We start from the raw sequence: 13,936 nt of genomic DNA on the forward strand, positions 1-13,936 counted from the left end.
GAGGGCGCTATGCGACCCCGCGGATCGGCGGGTGGTGGAAGGTGTCCCCGAAGGCGCGCTCGGAGGCGCCGACGCGGTCGAGGTAGGGCGTCACGCCGCCCATCTGGAACGGGAAGCCGGCACCGAGGATGAGGCAGAGGTCGATGTCCTCGGCGGCGCTCACGACGCCGTCCTCGAGCATCCGGTGCACCTCGTCAGCCAGGCCGTCCTCGATGCGGATGCGCAGCTCCTCGGCGGTGTACCCGCTCGCGCCCTTCGGCACGTGCTTCCGGATGATCTTGAGGGCGTCCTTGTCGTAGCCCTTCACCTTGTCCTTCGCGTCCTTCTCGAGCAGCTTCCCGTGCTCGGCGAGCTCGTGGAGCGCGGGCGAGGCGAAGAATCGCTCCGGGAAGGCGCCATGGTGCGTGTCGAGGACGTGCGCGCCCACCTTGAGGCCCACGAGCTCGAGCAGCACGAAGGGGTCCATCGGCAGCCCCAGCGGACGCTGCGCCTCGACGACCGTCTCGAGGCTCGTCCCGTTCTCGACGGCGTGCATCGCCTCGCCGAGCAGCTTCGCGAGGATGCGGTTGACGACGAAACCGGGCGTGTCGGCCGTGATGACGGCGTTCTTGCGCAGCTTCGCGGCCGTGACCATGGCGGTCGACAGCGCCGCGTCATCCGTCTTCGAGGCCTTCACGACCTCGATGAGCGGCATGACCGCGACCGGGTTGAAGAAGTGGAAGCCGACGAGCCGCTCCGGGTGGGCGAGCTTCGCGCCGATGTCGTCGACCGACAGGGACGAGGTGTTCGTCGCGAGGATCGCCTCGGGGGAGACGTGCTGCTCGACCTCGGCGAAGACCTGCTGCTTCACGCCGAGCTCCTCGAACACGGCCTCGATGACCCAGTCGCAGTCCGCGAAGTCGGCCTTGTCGGTCGTGCCCGTGACGAGCGCCTTGAGGCGGTTCGTCTCGTCGCCGTCGATGCGGCCCTTGGCGGCGAGCTTGTCGATCTCCTCGTGGATGTACGCGATGCCCTTGTCGACCCGCGCCTGGTCGAGGTCGGTGATGAGCACCGGCACCTGCAGACGGCGGACGAAGAGCAGCGCGAACTGCGAGGCCATGAGCCCGGCCCCGAGGATGCCCACCTTGCCGATCCGGCGGGCGAGCTCCTTGTCGGGGGCGCCGGCCGGACGCTTCGCGCGCTTCTGCACGAGGTTGAAGGCGTAGATGGACGCCCGGAACTGGTCGCCCGAGATGAGGTCCGCAAGTGCCTCGTCCTCGGCCGCGAAGCCGGTCGCGCGATCCGTGTTCTTCGCCGCCTTGAGGAGCTCGAGCGCTCGGTACGGGCTCTTCGCGACCTCGCCGATCCGGCTCTTGAGGGTCTTCTCCGCGACGCCGATCGCGATATCCCACTTCATGGCGCGCTCGAGCTTGCCCGGCTGGTTCGGGCGCTTCACCTGGGTGTCGCCGCCGATGACGCCGTCGGCCCAGCGCAGCGAGTCCTCGAGGAAGTTCGCGGGCGGGAAGATGGCGTCGGCGATGCCGAGCTCTCTCACCTGGGCGGGCTTCAGCATCCGGTTGTTCTTGAGCGGGTTCGAGATGACGACCTCGAGCGCGTTCTCGATGCCGATGAGGTTCGGCAGCAGCCAGGCGCCGCCCCAGCCGGGGATGATGCCGAGGAAGACCTCCGGCAGCGCGATCGCCGGCGCCGAGGCGTCCACCGTGCGGTAGTCGGCGTTGAGGCCGATCTCGAGCCCGCCGCCGAGCGCGAGGCCGTTGATGAAGACGAAGGTCGGCACGCCGAGGCCGTGGAGCTTGCCGAGCACGTGATGCCCGAGCTGCGCCATGAGCCTGCCGGTCTCGCGGTCGGGGATCTCGCCCACCTTCGTGAGATCGGCGCCGGCGGCGAGGATGAAGGGCTTGCCCGTGATCGCGAGTCCCTGGATCTCACCCCGCGCGCCGCGGGCGCGCTGCTCCTCGAGCACCCGGCCGAGCTCGAGCAGGGTCGCCGGTCCCAGCGTCGAGGGGCGCGTGTGGTCGCGGCCGTTGTCGAGGGTGACGAGCGCGAGCGTCCGGCCGGAGGGGAGCGGCACGTCGCGGACGTGGGAGTGCGTGACGACCTCGTCGGCGTCGAGGGCGACGAGGGCGTCGAAGCGGCTGGTGTCGTCGGTCATGTCGGTCACTTCCGCTTCCCGGTGTAGTGGGGGTTCTCCCAGATGACGGTGCCGCCCTGGCCGAGGCCGACGCACATCGCGGTCATGCCGTAGCGGACCTCGGGGTGCTCCTCGAACTGGCGGGCGAGCTGGATCATGAGGCGGACGCCGCTCGAGGCGAGCGGGTGGCCGATGGCGATCGCGCCGCCCCAGGAATTCACGCGCGGGTCGTCGTCGTCGATCCCGAAGTGGTCGAGCAGCGAGAGCACCTGCACGGCAAAGGCCTCGTTGAGCTCGAAGAGGCCGATGTCGTCGATCGAGAGACCCGCCTTGCGGAGCGCCTTCTCGGTCGAGGGGATCGGGCCGATGCCCATGACCTCCGGGGCGACGCCGGCGTAGGCGAAGCTCACGAGCCGCATCTTGGGCTGGAGCCCGTGCTCCTTCGCGGCGTCGGCGCTCGCGAGCAGCGAGACGGTGGCGCCGTCGGTGAGCGGCGAGGCGTTGCCGGCCGTGACGCGCCCGTGCGGCCGGAACGGGGTCTTGAGCCCCGCGAGGCCCTCCATGGTGGTCTCGGGCCGCATCCCCTCGTCCCGCGTCGCGAGACCCCAGCCCTCGGCGGAGCGGATCGCGACGGGCACCAGATCGGGCTGGATCCTCCCGGCCTCGTAGGCGGCCGCGACCTTCTGCTGGCTGCGGAGGCCGAAGCGGTCGCTGCGCTCCTTCGTCAGCTGCGGGAAGCGGTCGTGGAGGCGCTCGGCCGTGTTGCCCATGTTGAGCGAGTCGGGGCTCACGAGCTTCTCAGCGAGGAAGCGCGGGTTCGGGTCGGCGTCGAAGCCCATGGGGTGGCGCCCCATGTGCTCGACCCCGCCGGCGATCGCGAAGTCGTATGCGCCGAAGGCGATGGCGCCGGCGACGGTCGTGACGCTCGTCATGGCGCCCGCGCACATCCGGTCGATCGCGTAGCCGGGGACGCTGAGCGGGAGCCCCGCGAGGATCGCGGCCGTGCGGCCGAGCGTCAGGCCCTGGTCGCCGGTCTGCGTGGTGGCGGCGATCGCGACGTCGTCGATCGCCTCCTTCGGGACGGCGGGGTTGCGCTCGAGGAGGCCGATCATCGCCTTCACGATGAGGTCGTCGGCGCGGGTGCCCCAGTACTGGCCCTTCTCGCCGGCACGTCCGAACGGGGTCCTCACCCCGTCCACGAACACGACGTCGGCTCCTGATCCGGAGCGGGGGGAGTGGGCCACGGTGCCTCCAAGTGAGATCTCGTCGACCCGGGGCGCGCGGCGGTCCACGGCGCTCCGGGAGGGTCGCCCCGATCCTATGGAGCTGCCCTGGGTGCGCGCGGAATCCTGTGACGCTTCCTACGAAGCGGGCTCGACGGGCTCCGGCGGCTCTTGGGGGCCATCCACAAAGGACTGCGCGATCGCTTGTGCGGTCGCGTCGATCTGCCAGGGGCGCGCACCGAGCGCGGCGAGGGCCGCGGCGATCGACTCGCGGTCGTGGACCTCGGGCGGCGTCCAGGCCAGACGGCGCAGCAGGTCCGGTGTGAGGAGGTTCTCCACGGGCAGGCCGAGCTCCTCGGCGACGGCCTGCACGGCGGGGCGCGCGGCCTTCAGGCGGGCATCCGCCTCGGGGTTCTTGTCGGCCCAGGCGCGCGGCGGGGGCGGCCCGTCGCCGGGCACGCGGATCGCCGGCAGGTCCTCCATCGCGCGGCCGGCCTCGATCGCGCCCCACCAGCGGTCGATCTGCGAGCGGCTCGCACGGCCGGTGAACTCGCGGAGCGCCGCGAGCTCCCGCTTGGAGGCGGGGTTGGCCTTCGCGGCGTTGACGAGCGAGGCGTCGGGGACGAGCCGGCCGGGCGCCGTGTCGATCTCGCGCGCGTAGGCGTCGCGCGTCTCCCACAGCGACTTCGCGACGGCGAGGATGCGCTGGCTGCGGATGCCGTGGATGCCGGAGAGACGACGCCACGGGTCCTGGCGCACGGGGGTCTCGCGGTCCAGCACCGCCTGGAACTCCTGCGCCGCGGCCTCGACCTTGCCCTGCTCCTCGAGGAGGCCCGCGACGGCATCCCGCACGTCGACGAGCAGCTCGACGTCGAGCGCCGCATAGACCAGCCAGGCCTGGGGGAGCGGGCGCGTCGACCAGTCGGCCGCCGAGTGCTCCTTCGCCAGGTGGATGCCGAGGAGCTCCTGCACGACGGTGCCGAGGCCGACGCGCGGCAGGCCCGCGAGGCGCGCCCCGAGCTCCGTGTCGAAGAGCCGGACCGGGTGGATGCCGACCTCGCGGAGGCAGGCGAGGTCCTGACTCGCGGCGTGGAGCACCCACTCCTCCTCGCGCCCCAGCTCGCCGAGCTCCGACATGTCGCCGATCGCGATCGGGTCGAACAGGAAGACCTCGGCCCCGCGGCGGTACACCTGGATGAGGTAGGCGCGCTGGGAGTAGCGGAAGCCGGAGGCGCGCTCCGCGTCGATCGCGATCGGGCCGTGGCCGGCGCGCAGCACCTCGAGCGCGGCCAGGTAGCCCTCGCGGTCCTCGATCACGTCGATGTGCTCGTGCGCCGCGTCGGCGGCGGCGGTCGGCTCAGCCACGCGTGCTCCGTCTCGCGGAGAGCAGGGCGACGCCGTCCTCGGTCGCGGGCGGCAGGCCGGCCAGCATCGCGAGGAGGTCGGCCCAGCCCTCGACGTGCGCGGAGCTTGCGGGGTCCACAGGACTCCATGATGCCCGGAGCTCGAGCTGCGCGCCGTCCTGGCCGGCGAGCTCGCCGTACCCGGTCGAGAGGATCTTCGTGGCGGTGCCGGAGGCGGCCAGGTACTCGGCGCCGCGCGCGTCGAGCGCGTCCACCAGCCAGGACCAGGCGACGTCCGCGACGAAGGGGTCGACGCCGATGTCGGTCTCGAGGGGCGCCTGCGCGAAGCAGACGATGCGGAAGGCCCCGCCCCAGGCGTCCGGCTCTTCGGGGTCGTAGAGGAGCACGAAGCGGCCCGTGCCGAGCACCGAGTCGCTCGCGTGCCGAGTGGGGCGGACATCCGCCGCGAGGGCCACGGCGAAGGGCGCGAGGTTCGCGGGGGCGGTGATCTCCGCGATCTGCAGCTCGGGGCGCACCGCGGCGGCCCGCACGGCGGCCACGGCGGCACCGAAGGCTGCCGGGACCCCGGCGTCGCTCGTCGTATCGGCCACGTTGGCAGATTAGGGTTCTCCTGGGCGCGCGGCCGTCAGGCACGCCGCCGGTCCCATGACATGTCGCGAGCGGAGGTGGCAGGTGTCCGCTCGCAGCTGGTGTCTCGCGGGGGCGGTCCTCGCCGGAGTCGGCGGCGCCGCAGCGCTCGGCGTCGCCGGGCTCTCGCTCGCGATCGCGCGCACCATCGTCACGCCTCCCCGGCGCCGTCCGGACGACATCCGCATCCTCGAGGTCGACGTCGATCGCGGTGAGATCACGCTCGAGGCCGGTCCCGAGACCCTCGTGCCGGGGCGCTACGGGCTGTGGTTCTCACACGACCAGGGCTACGCGCGGATCGGCGAGGTGCTCCGGCGCGAGCCCGACCGCGTGGTGCGGCGCATCCTCGAGGTCGAGGCCGGGGAGCTCGGCGAGGCCCGATCCGGTCGCTGGAGCGGCTGGCTGCACCGCAGCCCCGCGACGCTCTCGCACGCCTGGGAGGCGATCGAGATCCCGACGCCGCACGGCCCCGCACCCGCCTGGGTGGTCCCGGCCGAGGGCGACGGCACCCGCTGGGCCGTCCTCGTGCACGGCCGCGCCGTCACGCGCGCCGAGACCCTCCGCGCGATCGAGCCCATGCTCGCCGACGGCCGCAGCGTCCTCATGGTGTCCTACCGCAACGATCCCGACGCGCCCGCGAGCCCGGACGGTCGCTATGCGCTCGGGCTCGAGGAGTGGCGGGACGTGGATGCGGCCCTCGACATGCTCCGCGGCCTCGGAGCCCGCGACCTCGTCCTCATGGGCTGGTCGATGGGCGGCGCGACGGTGCTCCAGACGCTCGCGCGTTCGCCGCACGCCGAGCTCGTGCGCGGTGCCGTGCTCGACTCCCCGGCCGTCGACTGGCGGACGGTCATCGACCAGCAGATCGTCGCGCTCCGCGGGCTCCCGCGGGCGCTCAGCCGGATCGTGCAGGGCGTGCTCGGCTCCCGGCTCGCCTCGCGCGTCGTCGGCCTCGACCGGCCGATCGACCTCGACGCGCTCGACTGGGTCGCGCGGGCGGACGAGCTCGCGGTGCCGGTGCTCATCCTGCACAGCGACGGCGACGACTTCGTGCCGCCGAGCGCCTCGCGGCGCCTTGCCGCGCGCCGCCCCGACCTCGTCCGCTACGAGGCCTTCGACACCGCGAGGCACACCCGGCTCTGGAACTACGACCCGGAGCGCTGGAGCGGCGCGATCCGGGACTGGCTGCGCGGGCTGCCTCAGAGCGCCCAGCGGGTGTAGAGGTTGCCGAGCTCGTCGGCGGCGAGCTGACGGAGCCGCGCGCCGCGCGGTCCCGGCGCGCCGAGGGCGGGCACGCCCGTGCCGGTGATCGCCGCCGCGGTCGACAGGCAGAGCTCGTCGACGCGCCCCGCATCGATGAGGGCCGCCGCGAGCGACGGGCCGCCCTCGCAGACGATGCGGGGAAGCCCTCGGTCGCGCAGCGCGTCGAGCGCCGCCCCGAGGTCGACGCCCGCGGCGCCTGCCTCGGGGAGCGGCGCGAAGTCGAGCTCGACCCCCTCGAGCGTCGCCCGCACCCTCGCCTCGGCCGTGGCCGGGGCGAGCACCGTCACGACGGCGCTCGAGGCCGGACCGCCGGGCGGGATCGCCGCCCCGCCGAGCTCCCCGGACCGCGTCAGCACCGCGAGGCGCGCACGGCGGGGGAGCAGGGGCCCCTCGGCGCGGAAGCTGCGCGCCCCGATGAGGACGACATCCGACTCGGCACGGATCGCGCCGAGCACCGCGCGGTCGGCGCCCGAGCTCAGGGTCTCGGAGGTGCCGTCGAGCCCCTGCGCGCTGCCGTCGAGACTCTGCACGAGGTCGATCCGGACACCCGCCGCCTCGCCCCGGTACCACTCGCGCAGCGCGTCGCGCGAGCCCGCGGCGTCGAGCTCGAGGTGCTCGGGGGCCGGGAGCACGGCACCCTCGGCGAGCAGCCGCGAGAGCCTCATGCGGCCAGCCGCTCCCGGAGCTGGCGCTTCGCCCGGCCGAGCAGCGCCATCATGCCGCGGATGCGCAGCGGGCTCACCGCCTCCGTGAGCCCGAGCTCGAGCGGGAAGTCCTCGGGGATCGCGAGCGCCTGCTCCGCCGTGAGCCCCTCGAGCCCCTGCGCGAGGATGGAGGCGAAGCCGCGGGTCGTCGGCGCCTGCTCCGGTGCCGTGGCATGCAGGTGCACGAGCCCCGCCTCGTCGAGCTCGGTGAAGATGTACACCGGCGACTGGCACTCCTCGACCCGCTCGAGGAGGTCGGGATGGTCGCGGTAGCGCTCGGGGAGCTCGGGGAGGCCCTGCGAGAACTCGAGCAGCAGCTGGAGGCGCTCGCGCTGCTCGAGCGCGAGGAAGTCCTCCTGGATGCCGCGCAGCGTCGGCGGGACGGGATCGGGCATGCCGCCACCGTACCCGCCCGTCGCGTCCCGCGCGCGGCGGGCTACCGTGCGGGGACCGGGCCGGGCTCGGCGCCGGTGACGATGGGGGCGCCGACGAGGCTGCCCCACTCGGTCCAGGAGCCGTCGTAGTTGCGGACGCCCTCGAAGCCGAGCAGGTGCGCGAGCACGAACCAGGTGTGGCTCGAGCGCTCCCCGATGCGGCAGTAGGCGATGACGTCGTCGCCGTCGCGGAGGCCGGCCTCGCCGCGGTAGATCGCGTCCAGCTCCCGGGCGGTGCGGAAGGTGCCGTCCTCGTTCGCGGCGCGGCCCCACGGGACGCTCGCGGCGCTCGGGATGTGGCCGGCGCGGAGGGCGCCCTCCTCCGGGTAGGCGGGGGCGGTCGTGCGCTGGCCCGAGTACTCCTCGGGGGAGCGGACGTCGATGAGCGGGCTGCCGAGGTGCGCGAGCACGTCGTCGCGGAAGGCGCGCACGGTGCGGTCGTCCCGCTCGACGACCGGGTAGGCGGTCCGCGCGCGCTCGGCGGGCGCCGTCGTGAGCTCGCGGCCCTCGGCCTCCCACAGGGCCCGTCCGCCGTCGAGGAGGCGCACGTCCTCGTGCCCGAAGAGCGTCAGGACCCACAGCGCGTAGGCCGCCCACCAGTTGCTCTTGTCGCCGTAGACGACGATCGTGTCGTCGCGCGCCACGCCCTTCGCGGAGAGCAGCTCGGCGAGGCCGGCGCCGTCGAGGTAGTCCCGGGTCACCGGGTGATTGAGCTCGGTGTGCCAGTCGAGCTTCACGGCGCCGGGGATGTGGCCGGTCTCGTAGAGCAGGACGTCCTCGTCGGACTCGACGACGACGAGACCCGGCTCGCCGAGGTGGTCCGCGAGCCACGCGGTGCTCACGAGCCGCTCGGGGTGCGCGTAGTCCGCGAAGCGGGGGGAGGGGTCGGCGGGGACGGTCATGGGAGCTCCTCGGGTGCGGCGGGTCGGGTGCGGGGTCGATATCATCGACCCCGTCCAGACTACGAAGTCGTCCCGTGGCCCGCCGCCGTGCCGTCAGAGTTCGACACATGAAGGCAGGCATGGCTCCCGAGACCCCGAGCAGCGCGACGCACCCCTCGATCCGCGACCGCTCGCCCGCCATGACGGGCCAGGAGATCGCGGCATCCCTCGTCCCGCCGCGGCAGTTCGACGGCGCGACGCTCGAGAGCTACCGTCCGGATCCGGACCATCCCTCGCAGGCGGAGGCCGTGGAGGCCGTGCGCGCCTTCGCGGGCAGCCGCGGCGGGGGAGGGGGCGGGCTCTTCTCGCGGCGCAAGGCGCCGGCCGCGAAAGCGGGGCTCTACCTCGACGGCGGCTTCGGCGTCGGCAAGACCCACCTCCTCGCCGCCCTGTACGGCATGACGAAGGGCCGGCGCTACTTCGGCACCTTCATCGAGTACACGGCGCTCGTCGGCGCGCTCGGCTTCCAGCCGACGGTGCAGCTGCTCAAGGGCGCGGCGCTCGTCGCGATCGACGAGTTCGAGCTCGACGACCCGGGCGACACCATGATGATGACCCGGCTCCTCGGCGAGCTCGCCGAGTCGGGCACCCGCATCGCCGCGACCTCGAACACGCCCCCCAACGCGCTCGGCGAGGGCCGCTTCGCGGCGGTCGACTTCCTCCGCGAGATCCACGCGCTCGCGGCGCGCTTCGACATCCTCCGCATCGACGGCGAGGACTACCGCCGCCGCGAGGTCTCGGGCTCGGCCGTCGTCCTCGACGACGCCGGCATCGACCGCGTGCTGGATGCGGCCTCCGGCCCGGTCGTGGACGACGACTTCGGCGAGCTCCTGCACCATCTCGCGACCGTGCACCCCTCGCGCTACGTGAAGCTCGTCGACGGCCTCGCGGCGATCGGGCTCCGCGAGGTCGCGACCCTGCACGACCAGACCGACGCCCTGCGCTTCGTCGCCTTCGTCGACCGCCTCTACGACGAGCGCGTCCCGATCGCCGCGAGCGGCACGCCGCTCGACGAGGTCTTCGGCGCCGACATGCTCGGCGGCGGCTACCGGAAGAAGTACCTCCGGGCGATCTCGCGGCTCGTCGCGCTCACCTCGGGCGCGCGGGAGTAGTCGGCCGGCAGTGGATCAGGCGGCGCCGACCGACTTGCGCACGAGCCGGGCGATCTCCGCCTCGACCTCGTCGTCGAGCCCGACGAGCGCGTAGGAGGTGGCCCACATCTTCCCCTCGTCGAGCTGCGCGGGGTCGTTGAAGCCGAGCGTCGCGAAGCGCCCGTCGAACTTGGCGGCGCCCTTGAAGAAGACGACCGACTTGCCGTCCTCGTCGGCGTAGGACGGCATCCCGTACCAGAGCTTCGCGAAGAGGTGCGGCGCCTGCTCGCTGACGATGGCGTGCACGCGCTCCGCGAGCACGCGGTCCTCGTCGGGCATGTCGGCGATCGCCGCCAGCTGCGCCTCCAGGAGGTCCGCCTTCTTCTGGGAGGCCTTCAGCTCCTTCGCGCGCTCCTTCATGGCGGCGCGCTCGGCGGCGCTGAAGCCGGACTTCGTGGAGGTCGTCTTCTCGGTCATGCCGCCATCATCCTCCCTGCCCGTTCCGGTGCGCTTCTCGGATCCTGCTCGATCCGCGGACCCGGCGCCGTGAGCTCAGCGGCCGCTGTCCGCCTCGCGCCGGGAGCGCAGATCCCGAGCGGCCTGCCGCGCGCCCGCGACGACGAGCAGGAGGCCCACCATGAGGCTCATGATCGTCACCCAGAGCTGGGCCGCGGCCTGGAAGGCGATCACGGGGGCCGCGAACGCGAAGGTCGCGCAGATGAAGTACCAGACCCCGTACTGCGGGGCGGGCGTCGGGCGCTCGGTCATGTCGTCTCCTCTCGACCCCACCACGCTAGGCGGCGATCCTGGGGATCCCGACGACGTCAGTCGGCGAGGTGCCAGTAGTGGACGACCGCGCCCTCGTGCTCGGCGAGGAGCCGGTCCACGGGCATCTCGCGGTACGAGGGGGAGTGGCCGCCGAGACGGACGTCGACCGTCCCGTCGTCCCGGGGGATCACCGCGGTCACGACGGCGGTGTGGTCCCGGTCGCCGGAGGCGTCCCAGTCGAACTGGGCGACGTCGCCGACGGCGAGCTCGGCGCGCTGGGTGTCGTCGAGCGCGGTCGCACGCTCGGGACGCGCGGCGAGGTAGTCGCGGAAGGCGGTCGAGCTGATCCAGGCGCGGGTGTAGGCGTGGGCGCCGACGAGCGAGCGGGAATGCCCCCAGTCGTCATCCATGCCCCAGCCGCGTGCGAGGAGCGTCTGGCTCGTGAAGTTGACGCAGTCGGTGCCGCCGAGGGTGCCGAACTCGTCGACGTTCGCCTCCTCCCAGTGCTCGTCGAGGTAGGCCATCTGCGCGGCGACGTCCGCGGAGAGCGGCTCGGCCGCTGCGACAGGCGGGGTATAGCTCGGACGGAGCTGCTCCTTCACGAGCAGAGCGCCGGCGCCGAGGACGAGCACGCCGAGCAGGATGCCGGCCACGAGCCGACGCGGACGGGGACGGCGCGCGGGGCTCGGCTCGATCTCGGACATCCGCTCACGATAGCCCGGGCCGGGCACGCATCCAGGAGCCGCCCGGCCCCATTTCTGGGGCGACCGCGGGCGGACGAGGCGTTCTACGCTCGGCGTGTGCTCGATCCACAGAAGGCCGCCGCGGACGCCGGCATCACCACCCGGTGCTTCGCGAGCGAGCACCAGGTGCGCATCGCCGACGAGGTCGAGGAGGCCATCGTCATCCACGCGGGGGAGAGGACCCGGCTGCTCAGCATGACGTCCCTCTCGGCGCTCACGGTCGACAACGCCCCGATCGGCTCGGCGAGGGTCGACGAGGACGGCGTGCGATTCCTGCTCGAGGACGGAAGTGCCCGGCAGTTCCTCTTCACCCGACCGCACGAGGTGGACGTCGCCGCCCTGCGCGTCGCGCTCGAGGCGCGCTGAGGGCGACGCCGACTGGCGATTCGATCTTCTCGAACTCCGCAGCCGAGCGCGTGCGCGCCGGCGGGACGCGACGCGCGTCGAGAAGGCGGAGGCAGTCGGCGATCAGGCACGGCGAGGCTCTTCGGGAGGTGGAGTCGCGGCACGGTCTCGCTCACGCAATCTGACATAATGTGCATTATCAGCGCTGGGTCAGTTTCCTGAATAGCGCGCACGGGCCGAACAACCCAGTAGCCCCAGAAGCGCGATCCCATCTCGCCGGACTTGATCGCGTCGAGCCACAGCTCGGGCAGCTCGTTCTGATACTCCTTCGCGGTGAACAGCCCGTGCTTCGTGAAGTACGCCGCGATCCGCTTCGCATCGGCGTAGCGCAGCGTCGCATCGCGATCGACCGCCGTACCGGCGGCGAGGTGGCGGGCGAACTCGCCGGAGTGCGCGTAGGCCTCGAACTCCGCGATGCCGCGAGGCGCGACCGAGAGCGCCCATGCGTGCGAGACCCAGAGCGTGAAGTCGAGCTGCGGGCGAACATGAGCCGTGTTCCCGCACGTCGCGGGGCTCTTGCACCCACGAAGATGCGCGGCCTCCGCCGGCGCGAGCGGCCGCGCAGCGGTCCCTGTCGGCACGCTCGTCAAGATGTGCAGATGCGGGGCTCCGCGGCGCTGGAATTCGAGCTTCCAGACGCCCGCGAGCGTCTTGCCCCAAGACGCGAGGAAGCGCGACCGGAGCCGGTTCACCTGCGCCTTGAAGTCCTGCGGCGTCGGCGCGAGCGCCTCCCACGAGCCCGGCAGCGTCAGCGTCAGCATCGCCGGGTCCGTGCCGTCCCCCGCGATCGGCTCATAGTCGAGCGCACAGAGCGCGCTGACGAGGTTTGCGCGCGACTTCGCCGACCAGGCCACGATGGACCGCCTCGAGCCGCTACGGGGCTCCTGCGCCAGTTCCAGGGTCACCCTGGGATCTTCTCTTAAAGCACGCTCGATCCGCGCATTCTCGGACGCATTCAGACGCCCGTAGTCCTTCGAGCCGAGGCGCACTCCCCCGGGCATGATCGTGATCTGCCACCGGGGGCCGGCCTCTCCGCGCCAGCGATCGACCGTCTTCGGGATCAGCGCTGCGGCCGCGTGGACTTCCTCGGCCGAGCGGATGCGGCGATCGACAGCGAACGCGGCTCCCGGCTCTGCCGGTGCTACGGGTGTACGCTGACGCATATCGAGGCCCAATCTCGATTCTCGAACAGCCCCGTCCGACCAGGCGGGGCTGTTCTCTTTTCTGAGCTGACCCTACACCGCAAGCGGCTGCTCCTCGGGAGCCGGCGCGGGCGCGTCCTGAGCGGCCTCCTGCGTCCCGTGGTCGTGATCGTGGTCGTGGAAGGCGCCGGAGGGCTCCTGGGGCGCTGAGAGGGCCGCAGAGCGCCGCGACGGGCGTCTAGCGGTCTGGGCGGCCTTCATCTCCTGATAGTCGTTGCAGGTGCACTCCAGCCGTCGGCGCGAGCCCTCGCACACGACGCAGGTGCCGTAGTCGTTCGAGCTGCCGAAGACGAAGGTCTCGGCGTTCGTGTCGTACATCTGAAACGATCGGCAGCCGGGACCCCAGTAGAACTCCTCGACCAGCGGCTGCCCGAGCTTGACCGCGGCGCTCAGGCCCCAGTCGGCGCGGTTGTCCTTCGGGAACGTGCGAGCGCGGAAGAACCGATTCGGCACCCACGCCTCATCGAAGTCCGACGAGCTCGACGCGGCGGCGACCGCCCGGCGATCCGGGAACGATCCTTCGCAGAACGTCACCGCGCGGGTGACGCGGCGAATCTGCGCCGTGGTGTCCTCCCATGCCGGCGAGGAGTGGTAGCAGACCAGCTTGCGTTTGCGGAGCTGGTTGAGCACGAGCTGGATCGGGCCGGGCAGCGGGGCGTTGTCTCGGGCGTTCGCGATCCCGGTCATCTCGTCCAGGAGCAGGATGCCGTCGCGGATCGTCATGAGCTGCTCGAAGCTGGTCAGCGCGACGTACTTCGGGTGAAGCTCGCCCGTGGCGCGGTCCGCGAAGATCGGGATGTTGCTGTAGACGGTCGTCCCGCGCTCGAGCGCGCGAGCCGCCTGGCGGACCATCAGGTTCGTCTTGCCGGACCCGTTCGCGCCGACGAAGGCGTGGATGCCGTACCGCGCTCGCATCGCCTCGGCATCTGAGCGCGGGGCGAACATGCGTCGAAGCAGGCGGTCCGCGCCGAGCGCGACGAGGACCTGGACGACGAGGCGGATGCCGATGAGCTTCATGCCGTAGATCACGATCGGTTCTC

Annotated in this window: 14 protein-coding genes; 2 read left to right on the forward strand and 12 right to left on the reverse strand. The window is 72.4% G+C overall.

The features are described 5' to 3' along the window. Positions 1-7: 7 nt before the first annotated feature. The 4 genes from OF852_RS02700 to OF852_RS02715 all read right to left on the reverse strand — a co-directional run bounded on the left by OF852_RS02700 (position 8) and on the right by OF852_RS02715 (position 5,308). A complete protein-coding gene (locus OF852_RS02700) occupies positions 8-2,152 on the reverse strand; it encodes a 3-hydroxyacyl-CoA dehydrogenase NAD-binding domain-containing protein (protein ID WP_271120276.1) in 2,145 nt (714 codons plus the stop codon). A 5-nt stretch (positions 2,153-2,157) separates the two neighbouring features. Beyond that, the gene (locus OF852_RS02705; RefSeq protein WP_442908641.1) at positions 2,158-3,375 is read right to left on the reverse strand and encodes a thiolase family protein; all 1,218 of its coding nucleotides are present in this window, start codon (positions 3,373-3,375) and stop codon (positions 2,158-2,160) included. A 117-nt stretch (positions 3,376-3,492) separates the two neighbouring features. After that, positions 3,493-4,719 carry an HRDC domain-containing protein gene (locus OF852_RS02710; RefSeq protein WP_271120277.1) on the reverse strand — a complete coding sequence of 409 codons (1,227 nt, stop codon included), beginning with the start codon at positions 4,717-4,719 and terminating at the stop codon, positions 3,493-3,495. After that, positions 4,712-5,308 carry a DUF3000 domain-containing protein gene (locus OF852_RS02715; protein ID WP_271120278.1) on the reverse strand — a complete coding sequence of 199 codons (597 nt, stop codon included), beginning with the start codon at positions 5,306-5,308 and terminating at the stop codon, positions 4,712-4,714. Before OF852_RS02715 ends, OF852_RS02710 begins: the two co-directional genes overlap by 8 nt. Before the next feature lie 82 nt (positions 5,309-5,390). On the opposite strand from OF852_RS02715, the gene OF852_RS02720 reads away from it, so the two are divergent. Beyond that, positions 5,391-6,566 carry an alpha/beta hydrolase family protein gene (locus OF852_RS02720; RefSeq protein ID WP_271120279.1) on the forward strand — a complete coding sequence of 392 codons (1,176 nt, stop codon included), beginning with the start codon at positions 5,391-5,393 and terminating at the stop codon, positions 6,564-6,566. On the opposite strand, the gene OF852_RS02725 is transcribed toward OF852_RS02720, so the two are convergent. The 3 genes from OF852_RS02725 to OF852_RS02735 are packed head-to-tail and all read right to left on the reverse strand — an operon-like array spanning position 6,545 to position 8,648. After that, complete coding sequence (locus OF852_RS02725; protein ID WP_271120280.1) at positions 6,545-7,273, reverse strand: dihydrofolate reductase family protein; 729 nt, start codon at positions 7,271-7,273, stop codon at positions 6,545-6,547. The two genes, OF852_RS02720 and OF852_RS02725, sit on opposite strands and share 22 nt — an antisense overlap. Next, the gene (locus OF852_RS02730; protein ID WP_271120281.1) at positions 7,270-7,707 is read right to left on the reverse strand and encodes a SufE family protein; all 438 of its coding nucleotides are present in this window, start codon (positions 7,705-7,707) and stop codon (positions 7,270-7,272) included. Before OF852_RS02730 ends, OF852_RS02725 begins: the two co-directional genes overlap by 4 nt. A 41-nt stretch (positions 7,708-7,748) precedes the next feature. Beyond that, complete coding sequence (locus OF852_RS02735) at positions 7,749-8,648, reverse strand: sulfurtransferase (RefSeq protein WP_271120282.1); 900 nt, start codon at positions 8,646-8,648, stop codon at positions 7,749-7,751. A gap of 107 nt (positions 8,649-8,755) precedes the next feature. Between OF852_RS02735 and zapE the strand changes: the two genes are divergently transcribed. Continuing rightward, complete coding sequence (gene zapE, locus OF852_RS02740; RefSeq protein ID WP_271120283.1) at positions 8,756-9,799, forward strand: cell division protein ZapE; 1,044 nt, start codon at positions 8,756-8,758, stop codon at positions 9,797-9,799. A 15-nt stretch (positions 9,800-9,814) separates the two neighbouring features. On the opposite strand, the gene OF852_RS02745 is transcribed toward zapE, so the two are convergent. The 5 genes from OF852_RS02745 to OF852_RS02765 all read right to left on the reverse strand — a co-directional run bounded on the left by OF852_RS02745 (position 9,815) and on the right by OF852_RS02765 (position 13,925). Continuing rightward, positions 9,815-10,255: a DUF1801 domain-containing protein gene (locus tag OF852_RS02745; RefSeq protein WP_271120284.1), complete on the reverse strand. Its 441-nt coding sequence runs from the start codon at positions 10,253-10,255 to the stop codon at positions 9,815-9,817. A gap of 75 nt (positions 10,256-10,330) precedes the next feature. Beyond that, positions 10,331-10,546: a hypothetical protein gene (locus tag OF852_RS02750; protein WP_271120285.1), complete on the reverse strand. Its 216-nt coding sequence runs from the start codon at positions 10,544-10,546 to the stop codon at positions 10,331-10,333. Between the two features lie 56 nt (positions 10,547-10,602). Further along, the gene (locus OF852_RS02755) at positions 10,603-11,250 is read right to left on the reverse strand and encodes an amidase domain-containing protein (protein ID WP_271120286.1); all 648 of its coding nucleotides are present in this window, start codon (positions 11,248-11,250) and stop codon (positions 10,603-10,605) included. A gap of 83 nt (positions 11,251-11,333) precedes the next feature. Next, the gene (locus OF852_RS02760; protein ID WP_271120287.1) at positions 11,334-12,869 is read right to left on the reverse strand and encodes a rolling circle replication-associated protein; all 1,536 of its coding nucleotides are present in this window, start codon (positions 12,867-12,869) and stop codon (positions 11,334-11,336) included. A gap of 60 nt (positions 12,870-12,929) precedes the next feature. After that, entirely contained in the window at positions 12,930-13,925 is a 996-nt protein-coding gene (locus OF852_RS02765) for a hypothetical protein (protein WP_271120288.1), read from the reverse strand. Positions 13,926-13,936: the final 11 nt, after the last annotated feature.

The sequence above is a fragment of the Homoserinibacter sp. YIM 151385 genome (assembly GCF_027912415.1).
Lineage (GTDB): Bacteria > Actinomycetota > Actinomycetes > Actinomycetales > Microbacteriaceae > Schumannella.